Source organism: Monashia sp. NPDC004114, assembly GCF_053603855.1.
This window is the reverse complement of record NZ_JBSGGK010000006.1, coordinates 38,267-59,779: the sequence shown is the minus strand read 5'-3', so window position 1 is coordinate 59,779 and position 21,513 is coordinate 38,267. Positions and strand designations below refer to the sequence as shown.

The following is a 21,513-nucleotide window of genomic DNA, read 5'->3' as shown; positions in this document are numbered from 1 at the left end:
CTCCGCTGGGAGCCGTGGCGGGTTTGCTGTTTCCTCACTTCCGAGCCTCGCAGCGCCTCCCGTACCCGGATCACTCAAGCGTCGGGTGCAGAGACGATCCAGCTGGCAATCTGGGCGCGCGACCGGAAGTCGAGCTTGCGAAGGACGTTTTCGACGTGTGCCTCGGCGGTCCGCGGGGAGATGACGAGTCGGTGGGCGATCTCCTGGTTGGACAGTCCTTCGGCCACGAGCCGTGCAACCTCTTGCTCCCGGCGGGTCAGCAGCGAGCTGGTGTGCCGCCTGGTGTCGCGATGCTCCGATTGCTCAACGAGGAGGGTGCCCAGCGTGTCCTCCAGGGTAGCGGCGGCCCCGCCGCGCACCTCCTCCTCGTACGCAGAGTCGCCCAGGGCCGCCCTGGCAGCGGCCTCACACTCGGCCCGCTTCCCGGTGAAGAACTCGGAGCCGAACAGGTCCATCCCGAAGGTCGACCAAAGCCCCGATGCAGCGCCCACGAGCCGGGCGGCGCGGCCCGGATCACCTCTCGCCGCGAGCACCCAGGCGAGAACGTCGATCGCCAGCGCGAGGCCGAGCACATCGCGGAACGGCCGCTTCATCGCGATGCTGCGCAGGAGGAGCTCCGCGGCCTCGTCATAAGCTCCCGCATGGAAGCTGACAACCGCGCGGCCCCATACGGCGTACGAGAGGATCCACTGCTCGCCGTGCCGTTCGCACGCGGCTTCGAGCTCCTTGAACTCCGGGGCCGCGACCGCGAGCTCGCCCAGCAGGGCGTGCATCGCGGCGTGGTTCATGACCAGCAGGAGTCGCCAGGCCTCCGGGGCGCCGGCCTCGGCGTAGATCGTCTGTGCGCGGGCAAACCACGCGTCAGCCTCCGAGACCTCGTTGCGGAACCATGCAGCGAGGGCTTGGGGGTGCGTCGCGAATCCGACCAGAACCGGCACGCCCAGGTCCAGGGCCAGCTTCTCGCCCTCGACCGCCGCGGCACGCCCTCGCTCGGTGTCGCCCTGGAGGGTAGCGACAAAGGCCACGGTCCCAAGTGCGAGGGCGCGCTCGGCAGTGGGCCGGGCGTCCGCGACGAGGAGCCTCTCCAGCCAGAGACGACCCTCGGACAGATAGTCGGTGGCGAACCAGTGGAACCAGAGCGATCCGGCCAGCTGCAGACCCGTGCGGGCATGTGCGGCGTGCGATGCACAGAAGTCCAGCGCGGACCGGATGTTCGCCTGCTCGAGCCGGAGATCCCCGGTCCACTCCAGCTGACGCGGACCGAACCACCCAGCAGCCGCCTCGGCAAGCAGCCTGGAGGTCCACGCACAGTGGGCGGCGCGGATCTCCTCCTTCTCCCCGGCCTCGGCAAGGCGCTCCTCGCCGAAGGCCCGGATCGCCTCCAGCATCCGGAAGCGCATCCGGCCGCCGCGCTGCTCGGTGGTGACGACTGACTTCTCAACCAGCCCCAGCAGCGCGTCCATGACCTGGTCCGGCGGCAAGCCGGGGCCAGAACACACCCTCTCGGCTGCATCGAGGCTGAAGCTACCGGTGAACACCGAAGCCCGCCGCCAGAGCAGCTGTTCCGCAGGGGTGCACAGGTCGTGGCTCCAGGTCACCGCCGCGAGCAGGGTCTGGTGCCGCGGAACGCTGACCGGACTGGTGCCCTTGAGCACATGGAACCGGTCGTCCACTCGCCGCAGCAGCTCGTCGACGGTCATCACCTTGAGCCGGGCGGCCGCCAGCTCGATGGCGAGCGGCCAGCCCTCCAGTTTCGAGCACAACTGGACGACCGCCTGCTGGTTGGACGCGTCTACCTCGAACTCACCCAATGCCGACCGGGCGCGCGAGGCGAAGAGCTCCACGGCCGCGAAGCCCGCCAGGTCCGCGGCCGCCGCGACGCCGTCCTGGTCGGGTACGGCGAGTGGCTCGATGCGATACGTCGCTTCGCCCTGCACCCCGAGCGGCTGGATGCTAGTGGCCAGCACCTGGGCTCCAGGGACCTCCCGGAGCACTGCCCCGACCAGAGAGGCCACCTCAGCCTGGAGGTGCTCGCAGTTATCCATGACCAGCAGGAGCCGCCGTCCCCGTAGATGGTCGATGAGCACCACCCGCGGATCGCGGGCCGACGAGTCGAGGATCTTGAGCGTCTCGAGGACGACCTGAGCCGCGAGGGCCGGGTCGCGCACCGAGGCAAACTCGACGAACCAGGCCCCGTCCGCGAAGGTACGTCGGGCCGAGCGGGCCACATGGAGTGCTGTGCGGGTCTTCCCGATGCCGGCCGGACCGGTGACAGTGACCAGGCGCTGGGTCGCCAGGAGGTTGCGGATGTCGGTCGCCTCCTGGCGACGACCGACCATCGTGTTCATCTCCAGCGGCAGGTGTCCGACCACCTGCTCCGCATGCGACGACCTCATTGCCCTCGCCTCGGCAGCTCGGCTTCCGATTCCGAATGTACTCCCGGCGCTCTGTCCGAAGTCGCTCGCCGGGGAGCTCAAAGAAGGAGGACAACGGGGGGCGACCCCATTCCGGTGACCTCGCCCATGCCGATCCACCGGGGTGTCCGGAGCGCCCTGGTGGGTCCGTCGAACGTCGAACCCGGAACCTTCCCGTTACGAGTCAGACGTCTTGTTGCTGCCCGTGAGCGCCCGGTTGCACGTGATCGCGCGCGTCAGTGCTCGGTCGTTCGTTCGCGTTGGTGCCCATCACCGTCACGCCAACAGTCAAAGGCGGACGGTTTCGCGGACGCTTGGGCCCGAAATGTCGGGAACGACGAGCACCAACGAGGGCCAGCAGGGCCCTGACGAGTACTGATGAGTGCGCCGCCAGGGACTCGAACCCCGAACCCAGTGATTAAGAGTCACTTGCTCTGCCAATTGAGCTAGCGGCGCAACGGAGGGAAACGTTAGCAGTCGCCCACGGTCCCGACAAAATCGGTTCGGACCCCCCGACAGCCTGTTAGGCGACCCCCCGGGACGGGCATGTGAGGGACGAGGCGCGCAGTCATTGAGGGATGGCTGCGCGCCCGCGACCATCCCTACCTGCGTCATGTACGCTCCGCGCCATGTCTCGCCTCGCGGCCTTCGCCGTGCCCGTCGCCGTGTCCCTTGTCGCACTGACCGCCGCATGCTCAGTACCGGACGCTCCGGCAGCCACTCCGGCCACCTCAGCGCCCGGATCTTCAGCCACCGCGACAGCGACCGGGAGTCCCACCGGCAGCACCACGAGCAGCCCTCAGGCGACCGCGACGACACCGTCCCCACAGGCGCGGTCGCGGACGAAGGCCGACCTCGAGGACGCCCTGCTGACGCTGGATGACATGCCGTCCGGCTTCTCGGAAGAACCTGTCGGCTCGGACGAGGGCGGTGCGCCGCGGATCACCTCGACGAACCCCAAGTGCGCCGCGTTCGTCAAGTACTCGAACGCCGAGAAGGCTCCGGGATCGCTGGCCAGTGCCTCGGCTTCCTTCTCGGGCGGCCAGGACGGACCGTACATCGATGAGTACCTCGACTCCCTCGGCAAGCCCGCGAACGTGGCGGCGCTCCACAAGAAGCTGAAGGCCGCGGTGGCCTCGTGCTCCAAGGTGACGCTGTCGCTGCCGGGTGTTGGCAAGTCCACGATGCTCGTCCGGGCCGTCAAGGCTCCGGCGGTCGGTGACGCCCCGGTCGCCTTTCGGGTGACTGCTGACGGAGGCGCCCTCGACGGGTTCGAGCTGACGCAGGTTCTCGTCGGTGCTTCGGACGTCGAGATGACGATGGTGTTCATCGGCGCCTACCCCGAAGAGATCGAGGGCGCGACCCAGGCCGCACACGAGAAGGCGACCTCCAAGCTGGGTGTCTCGGCCGGACAGCTGAGCAGCTGACCGAAAGCGACACGCGACGGTCGCTCGCCCGTCTACAGGGGAGGCGGGCAGTTCGCCTCGCCACCAGGTGGGGGAGGCATCGCGATGGGGCTGGGGCTGAAGACCGCTGCGCTGGAGGCCCTGAGCAGGGTGCCGATGTCCGCCGCCGTGCCCGATCGGCATCGGTGGCGGATGCTTCGGTGGCTCGGTTGGCAAGGGGTCGAGGAGTCGTGGATCAGCGCTGGCTGCCGGTTCACCGGCCAGGACCTTCACCTGGCGTACTGCTTCCTGAACCGTGAGGTGTTCATCGAGGCTGAAGCCCCGGTCAGGATCGGCCGGAACACCCTGATCGGACCGCGCGTCACGATCATCACAGCGACTCACGAGATCGGTGGCCCCGACTTTCGGGCAGCCCGGCTCACCCACCTCCCGGTCACGATCGGCGACGGATGCTGGATCGGTGCGGGCGCGACCATCCTCGCGGGAGTGAGCGTCGGCGAGGGGTGCGTCGTCGGGGCGGGTGCGGTCGTCACCCGGGACGCCGATCCTCACGGCCTCTATGTGGGTGTCCCTGCGAGGCGGGTCAGAGACCTCGACGCCTGAGCCCTCGTATGCCGTCCGCTGCTCCTCGCGGGGACCGCTGGCTCCCCGGGCGCGCCGGCTCCGCCAAAACCCCGACAGCGGCCAGCCTGCAGAGCACACTGGAACCAACGAAGCAGTGGCCTCGTGGTCGAGCGCCGATCGGCCCCAGATTCAAGCGGCGTCGACCGGAGGAAACATGAAGCGATCCCGTGCCCTGTTGTCGGCCGGTCTGCTGGTAGCGGCGGCCGTCCTCGCAGCCCCGCAGGCTTCGTCAGGAAGCCCAAGCGGGTCGCTCGGGCCCCTGTGCGAGCGGCATCCGACGCTCTGTCCCGACCCGAGCTCCCGTCAGGACTACGAAGGCGACTACGTGGGCCACGACGAGCCCGCCATGCTGTTCTACTCGAACCGGGCCGGATCCGGGAACACGAACACGTGGCAGCTCCGGCTTCCGCGTGAGGCGCCGACGCTGCCCAAGCAGGACGGGACCGGCGGCACGTGGAACTTCCAGCGCAGCATCGCGTTCTGGTTCGGCATGGATCTGTGCGAGACGCAGAGCTATCCCAACCCCGGCGTCCCGTGCACGCCGGACTCGGATGCCAACATCAAGGACAGTAGCGACCACGCCTCACCGGACTGGATGGGCAACCACGTGGGGACCGGCTTCCTTGAGCTGCAGTTCTATCCACCCGGCTGGGTGCCCGAGCCGAACGTGTCCTGCGACCCGACCAAGTGGTGCGCTGCGATGGCCGTGTTCGGCCTGTCCGCGACCCGCACCCAGCTGAACAACACCGACTGCCTGAACCGCGCGGGTGAGGAGTGGGTGGACTTCGCGTTCATCACCAAGAGCGGCTCACCTCAGGCGCCACCGGACCCGCTGAACGCCACCGCCGCGACGTTCACCCCTGATCCTGCGCAGGTGCTGCTCATGGACGCCGGCGACTCGCTGCAGATCTCGATTCACGACTCTCCGTCCGGGCTCGTCAACTCGGTCACGGACCTGACCAGCGGACAGAGCGGGTCGATGACCGCCAGCGTCGCGAACGGTTTCGCCCACCCGCTGTTCCAGCCGTCGGCGGCCACGTGTACCGAGGAGCCGTACGCGTTCCACCCGATGTACAGCACATCGAGCGAGCACACGATCGTTCCGTGGGCGGTGCACACCTACAACGCATCCTTCTCCGACGAGATCGGCCACTTCGAGTACTGCGACCGCGCGAACGTGCAGGGCAGCTGCGTCAACCCGGGTGTCGGTGAGGCGAAGAAAGATGCGGACGACACAGGCTGCTTCAACGCCAGTGCCTCCCTGCTTGCCCCGGTCGGTGGCTGCATCGGGACCGAGTTCGACTTCGACGGGACGTCGTACCAAGCCGACTGGTCCGGCACGCTGGCGGACCCGGTGAAGGACCAGCTGTTGCACTCGGAGTCCTTCGTCGTCACCAGCCCACAGACCAACGGCCACAACTACAGCCGGATGTCGTTCGAGGCGGACCTGCCGGCCATCCAGCCGTGCGCGCTGGACGGAACCGGCTGTGTCAACCCACCACCGGGCGCTCAGTTCTACCCCATCTACTCGACCCGGTCGGGCCCCAGCGGCGGGTGTGCGTGGCAGGAAGGAGGTACCTTCATCCCCGGCACGACGAACACGTTCGGAGGCACCTCCACCGCCGAGTACGGCCCCCAGCTGGCGACCTACTACCCAGGCGATCCCGGTTTCCCCGAGGGCACCTTCGTGAGCAACTTCCGCAACGTGCTGCCGGAGAACCCCTGCCCGAGCAGCGGCCGACTCCCGTAGGTCAGGGCTGCCGCGGCGTGGAACCGTGACCGTTTGACAGCCGCGGCATACCGCGTTGCGTCCCGGCAAGGGAGACGTCATGGTGAGCACGTGCGGTTCCTCGTCGGAGCGTTCGTCGGCCTGCTCTTCGTCGCGGCCTGCTCGGCACCGTCGATCCAGCCATTCCCGGCCTCCCCCGGGACCTCATCCCTCACCTCACAGCTGACCTCGGGCGCGGAGGGCACATCCTCCGGCGTCAGCGGCGATGCGGGTATCCCGCTGGACTGCAACGCGATCGGCGACGAGCTACCCACACCCGACCGCCTCGTCGTCCTCGGCCAGGTCGCGCTGCCCTCGCTGCGGGCACCGGCCCTGCAAACGGCCCGACAGCCGGATCACACGTCTCCGCTCTTGGCCTACTTCGCCAAGACGGGCCTCGGGTTCAAACGCGGGAGTCACTGGAAGCTGAGAGTCGCGCCCGAACATCTCGCGCACCTACGCATCGGCTGGGGATCGCCCGCTGTCCCGACGACGCTGGTTGTCCCGCCCACGACCTGTAGCCCCGCCTCTGGCACCGGGTGGCTGTGGTACCCCGGCGGCTTCTGGACCGATCGTCCCGGCTGCTATGCGGTTGTGGTGCAGGTCGCCGATCAGAGCAGGCGCGTCGCCGTCGGGGTGGGCGCTCCCTGCCCGGCACAGAAGCCGCCGCCTGAGCCGTCCGATCGCTGACGGCGCGAGAGCCTGGGCCGCGGGTCTCGAACCTGGTCACGGTCGGATGACCACGCCCCTCGATCCGCGGGATCCGGTTGGAGCCGCCGCCTCGTGAGCGCGTACTGCAACGAGGAGCGGGTCCCGGATCAGGGGGTCACAGCCCGGGACCTGCTCGGCTCGTGAGGCTGGGACCCGTTGCGTCAGGGCCCACAGGTGCCTGGTTGGTTGACGCACATGACGATGGTCAGAGGGATCGACGCGGTTCTGGTGCTCGTCCCGGACCGGTAGGTGATGGTGAGGTCTTTGGCGGTCACCGTAGGTGCGTGAACGGGTTGCATGGTGATGCGGAGCTCGGTACGGGACGTGCCGTTGGTGGCGCGGGGTGGCTTCACGCGAGCGTCACGCTGGTCGAAGCCTGCGCTGGCGACCGGTTGGGAAATCAGCGTGCCGAGCATGGTGTCCCCTGGGGCGAGGTCGCGCAGACCCCAAGCCTTGACGCGGACGAGGTCTGAGCCGGTGGCGAACTGCACATTGGTGATGGTGGGGGCAGCTCCCACGCCGGTACTGCACAGCAGGAGCGCGCCGATGCTTGCGGTGCTGGACAGAGTTGGGACTGGGATGCCCATCCCGAACGCCTGGTTGTCCTCAAACTCTCCGATCCAGTGGATCAGTGGCTCCACGCCTGTGCTCGGGTGGGTGGTGCCCGGTGTCTGGTGCACAGTCGGCGTGGTGCCGCTGGTTGTGGCGGCAAGCGCCGCCACAACCAGCGCCGGCATCAGCCGGTGCCTCCGCCGTGAGGGGAGACTCACCATGCAGTCACCACTTACGGGCGTCCAGGTCGGCTGAGCAGGGCCATCCCACGCTGCTCGACCCGCAGATGCGTGTGTTGGCCGTGATGGCCCAGGTCAGTTTCGTTCCCACATTCCACCCCGACTGTGCAGATACGTTCACGGGGCCGATGTCCACCCCAGAGCTGAACGTGACGTTGGTGCCTTGGTTCTTCCAGACTGACTGACCCGATCCCAAGGGTGTGGTTGCTGCCCGTGTCGAAGTCCACCGTCCCCTTGGACCCGGACCACGCATACACGTGGGCGAATGCATCGGGAAGGTTCGTGATGAGCGGCCCGGACGAGGTCACGCACGTCTCCATCGGCACTGCGGGTGACGTCTGACCCAGTGCGGGCTCATCCCACCCCTTCGCCGAGGTCCTTTCAACCGCCAGTTTCCGCGTGCCGAGCACCGGGGAGCCGAGGCGCCCGTCCGCCCCCGCTTGGCGTGACTTTGGCGACGATGCTGCATCGGCGGTGCCCTTGCCGATGTCCAACGTAACGATCTCGTTGCCGGCCTGGTTGCGGGCGGATGCGGGGACCCACACCCGGCTTCGCTGCTTGTCCTGCGTCAGCTGGTCCTTCTCCGCACGCACCACCGAAGTGAACCAGCTGGCTTGGCTCACGCCGTCCGAAACGATCAGCTCGAGATCGACCTGGTCGCCGCTGCCGAGGTATCGCGCCGGTAGCGCCGACGGATCCACGGTCACGGCGAAGCGACCGCTCGCGGGGATCGCTTGCCGTGAGACGACCGGTGTCGTGAACGAGTCGCCCTCAGGCAGGGCCGAAAGGATCTGTTGCAATGGCCAGACCCGAACCATCAAGCGGCCCGCAACCGCGTGACCGTCTCGTCTCAGCTCGCCAGTCACGGCCACGAGGTCACCCCCTGGCGGGGCTGTAGACACCCCGCTCTGCGTGACGGTTCCAACGTCCGGCTGCGAGTTGCTCGAATCAGACACGTCGCTCGTAGTGAGGTGCGCTGGTCCAAGGCCCGCCGATGGGCCTGCCCCCCTTCCGAGCTCGCTGATCGCGGTCGCTGGGCCTCCAGGCGACGCGGTGGCCAGCGCGTCTACGAGTCGGGGCGCTCCGGCGCCCCCGACGTGCGGCCTTCTTGGCGGATCACTGCGAAAGAACCCGCATCCCAGTTCGTAAGAAGGGATTTGTTTGCGGGACGCACGAATTTCGGGCGCCACATCACAAAAAACGCCACCACCCCCGCAAAGGCTGAGGCGATTTCGTGGCGTCTTTCGGTGGCGAGGGGAGCCAGGTCGGTTCTGTGATGTACTCGCGGCGTTGTCCCTGGAGGGGCAACGTCGACGGGCTCGCCCGCGGGGATTATGCCGGGCCATCGGCGGCCTCATAGCTGGTGGCGGACATCGTCGACCGCTCGGCGGGGCGTCGCACGTCCGCCCACCATTCGGTGCCGCCACGGACGAGCACGCAGCGGGGGAGGTCGCGGATGAACCCGACCTGGAGCGGGGACGCCCTACGCGGGCTGATGCGCTGCTCTGGTGAGATGAAGAGGACGGCAACGGCCCCCGATCCGCGTTTGCGCAGGTCAGGGGCCGTTTTTACCAACTCGATGTGGGGTGAGCGACGGGACTTGAACCCGCCGAGTGTCATGCTCGGCGGAGCGTCGATCCGGCGTTTCCGCAGGTCAGAGGACATTTTCAGCCTGGCATCGCTTGGCTTCGGAAGGCACCTGTAGCGACCTTTTTGTGTATATGTGCACAAACGCCGGGAGGCACGCTGCTCGCCGGGCTACGTTCGGCGTCACTTTCGGCCGCGAACCGTGTCTTACCCAGTGAGGGCGACCCGCGCTGAGCGGTGTCCCGCCCTCGGCCCGACCGGTTCAACAGGGGATCGGTAACACGGGCCCTGACACCGCTTTGGAGGGCATGTTGAGTCGCTCAGATCGTCCTTTCGTACCCGCTGCATCCGGTGACCGCGGGAGGCTTGTCATCGCGGCCGTCGCTCTCGCGATGGGGACACAGTCGCTGGCTGCGGCCGTGCCAGCGACCGCCGACGCCTCGTCGACAGACCAGGTGCTCACCGGTGTGGTTCAGCTCGCCGACGCGCACATCAGCAAGGGCAAGATCATGGCGGGCACGGCACGAAACGAGAGACCGGCGGCCCGTGCCCAGATCACTCTGTCGCTGCTGGATCTCCAGAACGCACGCGTCGGGACGGAACTGACGCCGCGTGTTCTGGCCAGCGCCACCGCCGACGACAGGGGGCACTACGCGCTCCGTGTACAGCCCGACGCCGACCTGCTGCAGAAGCTCGCGGCAAACAGCAACTACCTGAATCTCGACCTCGGGGTGCGTGCCAACGGCCAGGTGACCACAGAGGCGGTCAGTGTCTTCTGGAATGGCAAGGGGTGGGGCAACCCGGCGCGCCGGAGTTTCGCCCCGGGCGTGCTGCACTCGACCGTTATCGCCAAGGATCCAGCAAGCGGGGCGACCACCGGGGGGAAGGTGGCCTCGTCACTGACGCCCGACCTCGCACAGACCATCGTCTCGGTCCCGTGCTCGTTCATCGTCACGAGTAAGCCGACCAAGTACACCAAGGTCGTTGAGTTCCACAGCACCGGCGCGACTTCGGGCAGCTGGCGTTACGGACAGACCTCGGACAGTGACATCGATGCCGGCCTGAACATGTCCGGCACCGCCGGATGGGCTGTCAGCGGATCGACACACGTAGGCTCGTCGCTGAGCTCTTACGTCGGGGTCGACAGATCAGGGGTTCTGACGGGTAACTACGGCACGACGAACATGGAGTTCACCCAGGGCTACTACAAGCCGTACGGGCTGTACGACTCGTACACCTACTGTTCGGGGCTGTCGGTCAAGCCGAACACGCAGAGCCTCAAGGCGACCAGGTGGCTGGGTGGCGCTTCATCCAGCGGCAACCTCACGGCCCTGGACTGCTACGACGCCCCGCAGAGCAAGTGGCGGAACGTCCAGACCGTCGGATCTGTCTTCGGTACATCGTCCGCGCGCGCAGCCAAGCTGGGGGCCGCGGCGAGTTGGACGTTCATCTCGCTGGGCGCCACCAGCGGGTTTTCCACCGACGTGCAGCTCGACTGGAAGTGGGACCATGGACGATCCGGCCTGTCGTGCGGATCGAACGACTACCCGCCCTACGCCAAGACGGTCTATGTCAACTGACGCACCGAAGGGGTCCGCCGCAGCAACGGCGGGCCCTCGGCCGAACTCGCGACGTCGGCGTCGCATCCTGATGGGATCCATCGCCATTGGGGCAGCGCTTGTGGCCTGGTTCTTGTTCGGATTCGCGTCCAAGGCCGGCAGCGGGCCGGTGCACGCGGCGCCCAACCGAACCATCCATGGGGCAAGCATGCGGACGGGGGATGCCATCACCTGGGGTGGGGTGTACCTGCACAATGATGCCGGAGAACCGATCACCATCGAGAAGGCCACGCTGGTCCCGGCCATCGCGGGATCCGAGGATGCGGTCGAGGTCGAGCGCGTCGAGGCGCAGGACCCGAAGGGGTACAGCCTGGGGGTCGGCATCGACAATGGGGACGCATACGAGGCCGTCCCTTCCTCGCGACGGCACTCGATCCCCGGGTTTGTCACCCCGCCACGCGGGTACGCGAACTTGCTCATCAAGGTTCGTGCCGTTAAGCCCGGCACCTGGCGCTTTGACAGCGTCGACATCGAGTACCGGATCGGCGACAGCCGCTACGTCGTATCCATGCCCCAGGCTTTGGGGGTATGTGTAGACATCCCGGGAGACTGCAATGTCGATGCCCCGAGAGCGGGCTGAACGCCCTTACCGACATGGTCTGAGGATTGGAGCGTCTACCAGAGTGCCGCGCCTCATCGCTCGCGAGGCGCGGCGGGATTCCCGGGCCACCAGGTCAGGTCCGTGGCCCGGGACTCCCCTCATCGCACGGCGCGAGGTCTAGAGCGGGTGGTCGGCGACGAACCGTCGCGTCTGCTCGTACTGGGCCGCGATCCACTTCCCGAGCTGGACACTGGGCTTGGATCAGCGTCAATAACTAGGCCGGACTGCCGGACGGCTCCCATCGCCGCGAACGCGTCGAGCGTTTTGGGTGACACGTCAGTGATCAGCCTCCCGTAGACGCCGATCGTCGTCTGGATGCTCGCGTGTCCGATGCGCGACTACAGCTCAGGCAGCGACGCGCCGGCTAGGACCATCCACGCCACGTGCGTGTGCCGCAGCCAGTGCGGCGTGGGCCGCCGGCCGAGGTTCGCGGCCTTCACAGCGGGAAGCCAGTAGCGCTGGACGAAGTTCGAGTAGCGCCACTGGTTTCCGCCGAGCCCGTTCTGGGCGGTGACCCCGGTCGTGAAGACCAGGCCGCCGCGCACCTGCCGCGACACACGCGCGCGTACCATCGCGGCGGCCGCCGAGTCGAGCTCCACGGGCAGCATCTACGCGGCGGCCTTTCCGTCCTGCACGACGACGTGCTGCCCGGCCGCGTTGCGGCGCATCACCTGCGACATCGTCACCCACACCCGCTCGCCGTCGTCCTCGACGTCGAAGGTGTTGAGCGGTCGCCTCGGACCACCGCCACCCGGTGGCGAGCAGGAACCACGCCAGGTCCGCGACGTCGCCGTCGCCCTGGCGCAGCATCGAGTAGAGCGCGTCCCACTCCGCAGGGCGCAGACCTTTGGGCTGTCCCGGGCGCTTGGCCGACAGGTTGGTGGCGGTGCACGGGTTGTGGCTGAGCTTGTGGGGCGGGCCGGCAGCCCACTTGAACGTCGCGTGCAGTAGCGCATGCCGGTCGAGCACCGACTTCGCGGCCAGGGCCTTGCGGTCGCGTCCACCCTCGAGCATCCACTCGACCCAGGCCTGCACGTCGGCCTCCGTGACGTGCCCCGCCTCGGACGAGCCGAGCCGGGGGCGGATCCAGTTCTCGTAGTCGCGGCGGTAGTCCTTGATGGTGCGGTCGGAGCGGACGCGCTTGGCTTTCCAGTCGAGGTAGCCGTCGAACAGCTCGTCGACGGTGGGGGTGGTCTCGGTGTCCTCATCGAACATCCGCACGGCATAGTCGACGCCGCGGTCTACGACGTCCCCGGCGACGATGTCGGCCTTGCTCACGGTAGACCCGAGTTTGAGTATCCATCGTGTGTACGGCGATACGGCAACGGCCCCTGACCTGCGTTTCCGCAGGTCAGGGGCCGTTTTCACCAACTCGATGTGGGGTGAGCGACGGGACTTGAACCCGCGACCACCTGGACCACAACCAGGTGCTCTACCAGCTGAGCTACGCCCACCATGCAGACCACGAGCCGAGCCGTCATCGGCTCGGCGTCGTGAGACAGCGTCGCCAATCGTACATGCTCGGGCGGGGTGCTCGTGACCACCCCGGCGAGCGGCATACCCGGGCACGGCGAGCACCGGCATACTCCCACCGAGTGCGCCTGGCGAGCCCGGCGCGCGCGTTCAGTGCTCGATGACGTGCGCGGTGGCGAGCGCCTTGGCGGTCGCGCTGTCGGGCCCCGGGGGCGGGACGAAGACGGCCTCGCGGTAGTAGCGCAGCTCGGCGATGGACTCGCGGATGTCGGCGAGGGCGCGATGACCACCCGACTTCTTCGGTGCGTTGAAGTAGACGCGCGGGTACCAGCGGCGCGACAGCTCCTTGATCGAGCTGACGTCGATGATGCGGTAGTGCAGGTACGACTCCAGCACGGGCATGTCGCGGGCGAGGAAGCCGCGGTCGGTGGCCACGGTGTTGCCCCCGAGCGGGGCCTTGCGTGGCTCGGGCACGAAGGTGCGCACATAGTCGAGCACGATGTGCTCGGCCTCCTGGATCGAGACCCCTCCGTCGAGCTCCTCGATCAGCCCAGAGGTGGTGTGCATGTCCCGGACGAAGTCGTCCATCTGCTCCAGCGAGTCGGCCGGAGGCTTGATGACGACGTCGATGCCGTCGCCCAGCTGGTTGAGCTCGAAGTCGGTTACGAGCGCGGCCACCTCGACGAGGGCGTCGGACTTCAACGACAGGCCCGTCATCTCACAGTCGATCCAGATGATCCGGTCGGCGATGGCGCGGTGGTTCGTGTCGCTCACCGCTCCACCATAGATGCTGGGCGGCCTCGCCCGGACCGGTCAGGCCCGACCCGGCCCTAGGGCAGCTTGCTGCACTAGCCTGCCGACATGACTGCAGGGGATGCGTCACACGGCCCGTCCGACAGCGTGGGCACGAGCGGCCCGCTGCCGCAATGGAGTCCGGCGCCGAACCCGACCCGGCGGCCGATGCTCCGCACCGCCATCACGATCGGCGTCATCGCCTCGCTGTTCCTCGCCTGCCTGCTGCTTCTGGTCAGCATCGTCGGCGAACGGCTCGGCGCCCAGACCATCCTCGTCTCGGTCCTCATGGCCATCATCCCGCTGTTCATCATCGTGCCGACCTACCTCTGGCTCGACCGCTACGAGGCTGAGCCGGTCAGGTACCAGGTTGGGGCGTTCCTCTGGGGTGCGGTGGTCGCCGTCGTGGGGGCGTTCTTCCTCAACACCTTCGGACTGAAGCTCCTCGTCGAGGCCCGGTGGACCGAGCCCCTGGAGACCGGCGCGGTCTACCTCGCGCCGGTCACCGAGGAGACGCTCAAGGGCCTGGGCATCCTGCTCATCTACCTGCTCCGGCGGCGCGAGTTCGACGGGATCATCGACGGCATCGTCTACGCGGGCCTCATCGGCGCCGGCTTCGCGTTCAGCGAGAACATCCTCTACCTCGGCCAGGCATACACCCTCTACGGAGACGAAGGGCTCACCTCCACCTTCATCGTCCGCTGCCTCATGGGGCCGTTCGGCCACCCGCTCTTCACGTCCTGCATCGGCATCGGCATCGGCATCGCAGTGACCACGCGAAATCCCGTCGTCCGGGTCCTCGCGGTCGTGCTCGGCTGGGTCTGCGCGGTCGTCCTGCATGGCCTGTGGAACCTGTCGGCCCTGGCCGGCATGGACGGCTTCGTCGAGGCGTATGCCACGTACCAGGTGCCGCTCTTCCTGGCGTTCATCGGCTTCCTCGTGTGGCTGCGTCGCCGTGAGGGCAGGCTCATCGGGCAGTACCTCTCGCCGTATGCCGACGCCGGCTGGCTCACCTACGGCGAGGTGACGATGCTCTCCAGCATCCAGCTGCGCCGGGCCGCGCGGGACTGGGCGAAGCAGACCGGAGGCAAGGCGGCCAAGCGCTCGATGGACGCCTTCCAGGACAGCGCCTCCGATCTCGCGCTGCTTCGCTCGCGCCTCGTCCACGGGACGGCCGAGTCCAACGCGTCCGAGCGAGAGATGGTCCTGCTCAACGCGATCACCGCCCACCGGCGTGACTTCGTGGGCTCACCGGTGACCTGAGCCGGCCTCACCAGCCGGCTCCGGAAATCATCCGGGGCGGATGACGCACGAACCGGTCCCGTCGGACATCGTCGTGAGGATGAGACCCAGGTGAGCGCCCGGGAGGTCCGCGCGCCACCGCCCACTCATGACGGGAGAAGCATCCGATGGCGCCGACAACCCTCACCGAGCCGAAACCGGCGGATGTGCTCGTCATCTTCGGCATCACGGGCGACCTCGCCCGGGTCATGACCTTCCGGTCGCTCTACCGGCTCGAGCGCCGCGGGCTGCTCAGCTGCCCGATTGTCGGCGTCGCCGTCGACGACTGGAGCCGCGAGCAGCTCGTCGAGCGCGCCCGGACCTCGATCGAGGGCACGGGAGAGACGGTGGACCCGTCCGTCTTCGACCGGCTCGTCGCGCGGCTGTCCTACGTGAGCGGCGACTTCAACGCGCCGGACACGTATGCCGCCGTCGGCAAGGCGATCGCGGGCGCGCAGACGCCGGTGTTCTACCTGGAGATCCCGCCCTTCCTCTTCGGTCGCGTGGTCAAGGGGCTCTCCGAGGCCGGCCTGACCGACAGCGCCCGGGTGGTGGTGGAGAAGCCGTTCGGTCACGACCAGCAGTCGGCGCGGGCCCTGGCCGAGGAGCTGCACACCTACATCGACGAGTCGCAGCTTTTCCGGATCGACCACTACCTCGGCAAGATGGGGCTCGGCGAGATCCTCCAGCTGCGTTTCGCCAACGCGATCCTCGAGCCGATCTGGAGCCGGCAGTACGTCGACTGTGTGCAGATCACCATGGCCGAGGACTTCGGGGTCGAGGACCGCGGCCACTTCTACGACCCGGTGGGCGCCCTACGAGACGTCGTCGTCAACCACCTCATGCAGGTGGTGGCGGCTGCCGCTGCCGAGCCACCGTCGCGCGGGGATCCCTTGACTCTCAAGGAGTCCCAGGTCGCGCTCTTCCGCGCGATCGAGGAGGCCGACCCGGCGCACTACGTGCGCGGGCAGCACACCGGATACCGAGACATCGACGGTGTCGCCCCGGACTCCCAGACGGAGACGTATGCCGCACTCCGCCTCGACATCGAGAACTGGCGTTGGGCGGGGGTGCCGTTCTTCATCCGCACCGGCAAGCTGCTCCCGGTGACCCAGACCGAGGTCCGGCTCGTCTTCCGGCGCCCGCCACGCCTCGGGTTCGGCGGGGTGGACTTCACACCCGAGGCCAACATGCTCGTCGTCAAGCTCGACCCGATGACCGGCATTCGCATCCAGGTCGATGCCCACCGGGCCGACATGGCGAAGGTCGCGCCCATCACCCTCGACATGGAGTTCGCCGAGGAGGGCGGTGAGGGCCCGACCCCCTACGAGGTGCTGCTGAATGCCGCGATGACCGGCGACACGATGCGCTTCACGCGGCAGGACGCCGTCGAGGAGACCTGGCGCATCATGCAGCCGTTGCTCGACGCGCCGCCACCGGTTCATCCCTACGCCCCGGGCTCGTGGGGGCCGGCGGAGGCCGACGCGGTGACGGCGCACCACGGCGGGTGGCGCGACCCCTGGATCACCTGACCCAATCTGACAACACACCGAGCAACGGCCAACATCGCTGGTTATATCCGGCGGAGTTGGCCGTTGCTCGGTGTGTTGCCGGGGGAGATGCGCGGGCCGCGAAGCGGATCAGGCCAGCCGCGCGACCAGGTGGTCGCCGACGCGCAGCGCGTTCGCCATCGCGGTGAGGGCCGGGTTCACGGCACCGATGCTGGGGAAGAAGCTCGTGTCGACGACGTAGAGGTTGTCGACCTCATGGGCCTTGCAGTCGCGGTCGAGCACGGAGGTGGCCGGGTCGGTCCCGAACCGCACGGTGCCGGCCTGGTGTGCACAGCCCGCCACCGGCACGTCGTTCTTCATGTAGACGTCTCGGGGGACGAGGTGGTGCGGGTGCATCCCCAGGTGGCTCAGGTGCTTCTTCACCCGCCGGTAGAGCTGCTCCATCGGCTCCTGGTTGTTCGGCTTGTAGTTCAGGTGCACCTTGCCGTCGCCGTCGAGCGTCACCCGGTTGTCGGGGTCGGGCAGGTCCTCGACCGACAGCCAGAAGTCGACGGCGTGCTCGGCGACGTCGCGCAGGGCGAACATCGGCGCGAGCGCGGCCTCGATCGGCTTCTCACCCCGGTACATCGGCGCCGACGACTTGCCGACCATCTGGAGGTTGCCCATCGGGTACTCGAAGTCGGCGTCGCCGAAGTAGTAGTCGTTGAGGCCCAGCGTCTTCTGGAACCTCGTGTCGTTCTTCTCGGTCGACACGGCCAGGAACGCTCGGCTGTTGTGGAACACGTAGTTGCGCCCGACCTGGTCAGACCCGTTGGCCAGGCCGTTCGGGTGGCGGTCGTTCGCGCTCGCCAGCAGGAGCTTGGCGGAGTTGACCGCGCCGGCTGAGACGACGACCACGTCGGCGGCGAACCGCTGCTCCTCGCCGTCGACGTCGGCGACCACCGACGTGACGGTCCGCCCGGACGCGTCCGTCTCGAGCCGGCGCACGCGTGCGTTGCGCAGCAGTGTGACGTTGTCGTGGCCGATCGCTGGGCGCACGGCGATGACGTCGGCATCCGACTTGGCGTGCACGAGGCACGGGAACCCGTCGCACGTCGCGCAGCGGATGCAGGCGCTGAACGCAGGGCGGCTCTCGTCGAGCATCACGCCCGACGGCGAGTGGAACGGGTGCAGGCCCACGGCTTGCATGTCCTCGAAGAGCTTCTGGATGCGCGCCTCGTGCGAGACGGGCGGGTACGGATACGGCGCCGACGCCGGCGGCTCGGTCGGGTCCTGACCGCGGGCACCATGCACCTGGTAGAGCTCCTCGGCCTGGGTGTAGTACGGCTCCATCACGTCGTAGCCGATGGGCCACGCAGGGGACAGACCGTCGTGGTGCTTCAGCTCGCCGAAGTCGCGCTCGCGCAGCCGGTAGAGCGCGGCGCCGTAGAACTTCGTCGCTCCGCCGACGTAGTAGTGCACCTGGGGCTGGAAGGCCTTGCCGTCAGCGTCGAACCACTGCTCGGGCGAGACGTACCGGTTGTCGACGAAGACGGCCTCGGCATCCCAGTTCTGCGGCTCGCGCGGCAGCCAGTCGCCCCGCTCGAGGATGAGCACTCGCTTGCCGGATGGCGCGAGCCGGTGAGCGAGGGTGCCCCCGCCGGCCCCGGATCCGACGATGATGACGTCGTAGTGGTCGGACATGTCTTCGCTCCTCCGATAGCTGAGGGTCAGGACGTCGGCGAACCGCCGGGATCGACCGAGATGGTCGGCATGTCCAGGTCCTCGTCCCCCCAGGCGATGCGTCTGGGTGTCGACGACCCTTCGACGATGGCGGCATGGTCGCGGTCGAAGTAGTCCCACGCCCAGGACAGGAAGGCATCGGTCTTGCTGTGCGCCCCGCTGAGCAGCATCGCGTGGACGCCGAGCCAGGCGGCGAAGGCCACCGGTCCTTCGACCTGGTGCCGGTGGTGGCCGACCTCGGCGACGGCGGCGTTCCGGCCGATCATCGCCATGATGCCCTTGTCCTTGTACTGGAACGCGGCCGGCTCCTGGCCGCGCAGCTCGCGCAGGATGTTGCCCGCGGCCCAGCGCCCGGACTGCTGGGCCACCGACCCGAGCTGGGGAAGGGTCCCACCGCCCGCCGCGGGGATGTTCGCGACGTCGCCGACGGCATACACCTGCGGGTGACCGGGCAGCGTGAGGTCGGGCTGCACGTCCAGCCGCCCACCGCGGCCGGTGGCGAGCCCGCTGGCCTGCACGACGGCCGCGGCCGACTCGCCGCCACCCCAGACGACCGTCGGGGTATGCAGCGTGGTGCCGTCGTCGAGGTCCACGCCGTGTGCGTGCACGGCCTTGACCCCGGTCTGGAGCCGCATGACGGCGCCTTCGCGGGTGAGCTTCTTGTGGGCGTACTCGTGCGACTTGTCGGAGAACGCCCCGAGCACCGTCTGGCCGCGGTCGACCAGCGTGACCTTCCCGGGTCGCGGGATCGCCTTGGTGGCCGCCAGCGCCGCCATGAGCTCGGTGAGAGCCCCGGCCACCTCGACACCCGTGGGGCCGCCGCCGACGACGACAACGTCGAGCGAGGCCACTGCGTCGGGGTCCGCTCCGGCCGAGGCGGCCTCGATCAGCGCCTGCAGGTGACGGCGCAACCGCTCGGCGTCGGCGACGGAGTAGAGCGGGTAGGCGTGCTCAGCGGCACCCGGCACGCCGAAGAACTCCGGCCTCCCTCCAGCGGCGAGAACCAGGTGGGTCCCGGCGACCCTGTCTCCGTCCGCGAGCGTCACGCTGGGCTCCTCGACGTCGACAGCGACGACCTCCTCGGTCCTCAGGTCCACGGACGGGTAGCCGCGGAAGATCACGCGGTGAGGCCGGGCGATGTCCTCGGCGGGCAGCTGCGAGGTCGCGACCTGGTAGAGCAGCGGCTGGAACTGGTGGTAGTCGTTGCGGTCGACCAGGGTGACGCGGATCCCCTCGTCACCCAGCCGGTGGGCACAGGCGACGCCCGCCAGCCCGCCGCCGAGCACGACGACGTGCGTGCCCGCGCCCGGGCGCTCGGTCACAGCGACAGCTCCTCCCGGAAGTCGGACAGGACGATCCGCCCGGCGGCCTCGATGAGTGCCAGGTGCGAGAACGCCTGCGGGAAGTTGCCGAGGTGGCGAGCGCGCTCGACCTCGTACTCCTCCGCGTAGAGGCCGAGCGAGGACCGGATCCGCAGAAGTCGTTCCATGAGGTTCGTCGCGCGGTCCATCTCCCCGATCATCGCGAACGCGGAGACCAGCCAGAAGGAGCAGATGAGGAACGTGCCCTCCTTGCCGGAGAGGCCGTCGTCGGTCTCCTCGGTGCGGTACCGCAGCACGAATCCGTTCTCGGTCAGCTCGCTGTCGATCGCCTCGACGGTGTTGCGGATCCGCTCGTCGGTGCCGGGCAGGAAACCGAACATCGCCGCGAGCAGCGTCGAGGCGTCGAGCGCGTCGGTGTCGTAGTGCTGGCGCAGGACACCCCGGTCGCTGACCCCGCGGTCGAGGATGTCCTCGCGGATCTCTTCGGCGGTGGACCGCCACTTGTCGGACAGGGCATCGTCGTTGCGGATGGCCGCCAGCCGGGCCGCACGGTCGAGGGCCACCCAGCCCATCAGCTTGGACGACACGTAGTGCTGCGGCTTGCCGCGTGCCTCCCAGATCCCCTGGTCCGGCTGCTGCCAGGCCGCCGTCGCGCAGGCGGCTTGTGACTGGACGAGGGGCCACAGCCGCATCGGCAGGTGCTTGCTGCGCGCCGTGTGCAGCAGCAGCGAGTCGAGCACGGCCCCGAAAACGTCGTTCTGACGCTGGTCGAACGCCCCGTTGCCGATCCGGACCGGGCGGGCCCCCTCGTAACCACCGAGCTCGTCGCGCGTGGACTCGGCCAGGTCGCGGCGGCCGTCGATGCCGTACATGATCTGCAGCGAGCCGTCGGGGTTGGGCTCGAGGTCAGCGACGAACTGCATGAACTCGTCTGCCTCCCAGTCCAGGTTGAGGTAGTGCAGCGCCTGGAGGGTGAAGGTCGTGTCGCGGATCCACGTGTAGCGGTAGTCCCAGTTGCGCTCCCCGCCGGGCGTCTCCGGAAGGGACGTCGTCAAGGCCGCCACGGTCGCACCGGTCGGCATGTAGGTCAGGCCCTTGATGGTCAGCGCGGAGCGCTCGAGCGGGTGCCGGAGCGGGTGGTCGGGGATCCGGGCCCGCGACAGCCACCCGCGCCAGAACCGGACGGTCGCGGCGATCCGCGCCTCCGCGTCGGCGGCGTCCGCCGGAGAGGCGAGCCCGTCGGCCCACGAGAGCGCGCAGAACGCCTTGTCGCCCTTGTTGAGCACGTGCCGGGCGCGTGCCGCACCACCCTCGATGCCCACGAGCAGGTCGGTGGACAGGCGGAAGGCCTGTCCGGCACCCGCCGCGTCCGCCGCATGGTCGTCGTCACCGGCGAGCGTCCACGTGGCGGCCTGCCGGCCGTAGTCGAAGGCGGGCTCGCACACGAGCTCGACCTCGACCGAGCCCTCGATGCACTCGACGAGCCGCACGAGCATGTGGTCGGCATCGTCATCCGAGGGCGGCCGCGTGTGTGGCGTCACCGTGTCGGGACCGCGTCGCGGGCCCATGGTCAGCGCGTCGTGGACGGCGAGCCAGCCGCTCGGCGTGTGCCACGTGGTCGTCATGACGTTGGTGCCGGGGACGTAGTAGCGCGCGTTCGGCACGTTGATGCCGTAGGGGCCGAACCGGAAGGAGCCCGCCCCGCGGTCGAGCAGGTTGCCGAAACAGCTGGGCGCATCGAAGGCCGGGATGCAGAGCCAGTCGATCGAGCCGTCCGGCGCGACGAGGGCGCCGGTGTGGCAGTTGGACAGGAACGCGTAGTCGGCGATCGGCGGGAATGGTGACGTCGTGGCGCTCATGTCGGGGCTCCTCACACGTGCCGCTGGGGAAG

The 21,513-nt window shown here is 68.5% G+C and carries 16 protein-coding genes, 2 tRNA genes and 1 pseudogene; 8 read left to right on the top strand and 11 right to left on the bottom strand.

The genetic code is table 11. The annotated features are described in order from the left end of the window. Window positions 1-74 precede the first annotated feature (74 nt). Complete coding sequence (locus ACWEOW_RS09740) at window positions 75-2,396, bottom strand: ATP-binding protein (RefSeq protein WP_452268988.1); 2,322 nt, start codon at window positions 2,394-2,396, stop codon at window positions 75-77. Between the two features lie 401 nt (window positions 2,397-2,797). Further along, window positions 2,798-2,870: transfer RNA gene (locus ACWEOW_RS09735), tRNA-Lys, on the bottom strand. A 173-nt stretch (window positions 2,871-3,043) separates the two neighbouring features. Here ACWEOW_RS09735 and ACWEOW_RS09730 point away from each other — a divergent pair. From ACWEOW_RS09730 to ACWEOW_RS09715, 4 genes are all read left to right on the top strand, one after another. Further along, a complete protein-coding gene (locus ACWEOW_RS09730; RefSeq protein WP_452268987.1) occupies window positions 3,044-3,841 on the top strand; it encodes a hypothetical protein in 798 nt (265 codons plus the stop codon). Between the two features lie 84 nt (window positions 3,842-3,925). Further along, complete coding sequence (locus ACWEOW_RS09725) at window positions 3,926-4,423, top strand: acyltransferase (RefSeq protein WP_452268986.1); 498 nt, start codon at window positions 3,926-3,928, stop codon at window positions 4,421-4,423. Window positions 4,424-4,598: 175 nt separating this feature from the next. Then, window positions 4,599-6,194, top strand: a complete 1,596-nt coding sequence (locus ACWEOW_RS09720; protein ID WP_452268985.1) for a hypothetical protein — start codon at window positions 4,599-4,601, stop codon at window positions 6,192-6,194. Between the two features lie 90 nt (window positions 6,195-6,284). Next, window positions 6,285-6,902: a hypothetical protein gene (locus ACWEOW_RS09715; RefSeq protein WP_452268984.1), complete on the top strand. Its 618-nt coding sequence runs from the start codon at window positions 6,285-6,287 to the stop codon at window positions 6,900-6,902. A gap of 182 nt (window positions 6,903-7,084) precedes the next feature. Here ACWEOW_RS09715 and ACWEOW_RS09710 read toward each other — a convergent pair whose 3' ends face one another. Beyond that, window positions 7,085-7,660: a hypothetical protein gene (locus ACWEOW_RS09710; RefSeq protein ID WP_452268983.1), complete on the bottom strand. Its 576-nt coding sequence runs from the start codon at window positions 7,658-7,660 to the stop codon at window positions 7,085-7,087. Between the two features lie 47 nt (window positions 7,661-7,707). Continuing rightward, window positions 7,708-8,580: a hypothetical protein gene (locus tag ACWEOW_RS09705; RefSeq protein ID WP_452268982.1), complete on the bottom strand. Its 873-nt coding sequence runs from the start codon at window positions 8,578-8,580 to the stop codon at window positions 7,708-7,710. Between the two features lie 1,188 nt (window positions 8,581-9,768). Here ACWEOW_RS09705 and ACWEOW_RS09700 point away from each other — a divergent pair. Further along, window positions 9,769-10,881: a hypothetical protein gene (locus ACWEOW_RS09700; RefSeq protein WP_452268981.1), complete on the top strand. Its 1,113-nt coding sequence runs from the start codon at window positions 9,769-9,771 to the stop codon at window positions 10,879-10,881. A gap of 70 nt (window positions 10,882-10,951) precedes the next feature. Beyond that, entirely contained in the window at window positions 10,952-11,500 is a 549-nt protein-coding gene (locus ACWEOW_RS09695; RefSeq protein ID WP_452268980.1) for a hypothetical protein, read from the top strand. Between the two features lie 359 nt (window positions 11,501-11,859). On the opposite strand, the gene ACWEOW_RS09690 is transcribed toward ACWEOW_RS09695, so the two are convergent. The 4 genes and pseudogenes from ACWEOW_RS09690 to orn all read right to left on the bottom strand — a co-directional run bounded on the left by ACWEOW_RS09690 (window position 11,860) and on the right by orn (window position 13,768). Next, window positions 11,860-12,120 carry a hypothetical protein gene (locus tag ACWEOW_RS09690; RefSeq protein ID WP_452269159.1) on the bottom strand — a complete coding sequence of 87 codons (261 nt, stop codon included), beginning with the start codon at window positions 12,118-12,120 and terminating at the stop codon, window positions 11,860-11,862. Between the two features lie 478 nt (window positions 12,121-12,598). Then, window positions 12,599-12,736: pseudogene (locus ACWEOW_RS09685) on the bottom strand (hypothetical protein); the annotation flags it as partial. A 163-nt stretch (window positions 12,737-12,899) separates the two neighbouring features. Further along, window positions 12,900-12,975, bottom strand: a tRNA-His gene (locus ACWEOW_RS09680). A gap of 169 nt (window positions 12,976-13,144) precedes the next feature. After that, window positions 13,145-13,768 (bottom strand): oligoribonuclease, encoded by a 624-nt coding sequence (gene orn / locus ACWEOW_RS09675; RefSeq protein WP_452268979.1) that lies wholly within the window; start codon window positions 13,766-13,768, stop codon window positions 13,145-13,147. An 87-nt stretch (window positions 13,769-13,855) separates the two neighbouring features. On the opposite strand from orn, the gene ACWEOW_RS09670 reads away from it, so the two are divergent. Together ACWEOW_RS09670 and zwf are read left to right on the top strand one after the other, a co-directional pair. Next, complete coding sequence (locus ACWEOW_RS09670; RefSeq protein WP_452268978.1) at window positions 13,856-15,049, top strand: PrsW family intramembrane metalloprotease; 1,194 nt, start codon at window positions 13,856-13,858, stop codon at window positions 15,047-15,049. Between the two features lie 146 nt (window positions 15,050-15,195). After that, a complete protein-coding gene (zwf, locus tag ACWEOW_RS09665) occupies window positions 15,196-16,599 on the top strand; it encodes a glucose-6-phosphate dehydrogenase (RefSeq protein WP_452268977.1) in 1,404 nt (467 codons plus the stop codon). Between the two features lie 108 nt (window positions 16,600-16,707). On the opposite strand, the gene ACWEOW_RS09660 is transcribed toward zwf, so the two are convergent. Genes ACWEOW_RS09660 through ACWEOW_RS09650 form a run of 3 tightly spaced genes read right to left on the bottom strand, consistent with a single transcriptional unit; the run spans window position 16,708 to window position 21,481 of the window. After that, window positions 16,708-18,261 carry a GMC family oxidoreductase gene (locus ACWEOW_RS09660; protein ID WP_452268976.1) on the bottom strand — a complete coding sequence of 518 codons (1,554 nt, stop codon included), beginning with the start codon at window positions 18,259-18,261 and terminating at the stop codon, window positions 16,708-16,710. A gap of 26 nt (window positions 18,262-18,287) precedes the next feature. Then, window positions 18,288-19,622, bottom strand: coding sequence for an NAD(P)/FAD-dependent oxidoreductase (locus ACWEOW_RS09655; protein WP_452268975.1), 1,335 nt, complete (start codon window positions 19,620-19,622; stop codon window positions 18,288-18,290). Next, a complete protein-coding gene (locus ACWEOW_RS09650) occupies window positions 19,619-21,481 on the bottom strand; it encodes a glycoside hydrolase family 15 protein (protein ID WP_452268974.1) in 1,863 nt (620 codons plus the stop codon). Before ACWEOW_RS09650 ends, ACWEOW_RS09655 begins: the two co-directional genes overlap by 4 nt. Between the last annotated feature and the right edge of the window lie 32 nt (window positions 21,482-21,513).

Bases quoted from the DNA above. Each gene is read 5' to 3' on its own strand.
- zwf (WP_452268977.1), top strand. From the start codon at position 15,196: ATGGCGCCGACAACCCTCACCGAGCCGAAACCGGCGGATGTGCTCGTC.
- ACWEOW_RS09650 (WP_452268974.1), bottom strand. From the start codon at position 21,481: ATGAGCGCCACGACGTCACCATTCCCGCCGATCGCCGACTACGCGTTC.
- ACWEOW_RS09720 (WP_452268985.1), top strand. From the start codon at position 4,599: ATGAAGCGATCCCGTGCCCTGTTGTCGGCCGGTCTGCTGGTAGCGGCG.
- ACWEOW_RS09695 (WP_452268980.1), top strand. From the start codon at position 10,952: ATGGGATCCATCGCCATTGGGGCAGCGCTTGTGGCCTGGTTCTTGTTC.
- ACWEOW_RS09710 (WP_452268983.1), bottom strand. From the start codon at position 7,660: ATGCCGGCGCTGGTTGTGGCGGCGCTTGCCGCCACAACCAGCGGCACC.
- ACWEOW_RS09730 (WP_452268987.1), top strand. From the start codon at position 3,044: ATGTCTCGCCTCGCGGCCTTCGCCGTGCCCGTCGCCGTGTCCCTTGTC.
- ACWEOW_RS09740 (WP_452268988.1), bottom strand. From the start codon at position 2,396: ATGAGGTCGTCGCATGCGGAGCAGGTGGTCGGACACCTGCCGCTGGAG.
- ACWEOW_RS09660 (WP_452268976.1), bottom strand. From the start codon at position 18,261: ATGTCCGACCACTACGACGTCATCATCGTCGGATCCGGGGCCGGCGGG.
- ACWEOW_RS09670 (WP_452268978.1), top strand. From the start codon at position 13,856: ATGACTGCAGGGGATGCGTCACACGGCCCGTCCGACAGCGTGGGCACG.
- ACWEOW_RS09725 (WP_452268986.1), top strand. From the start codon at position 3,926: ATGGGGCTGGGGCTGAAGACCGCTGCGCTGGAGGCCCTGAGCAGGGTG.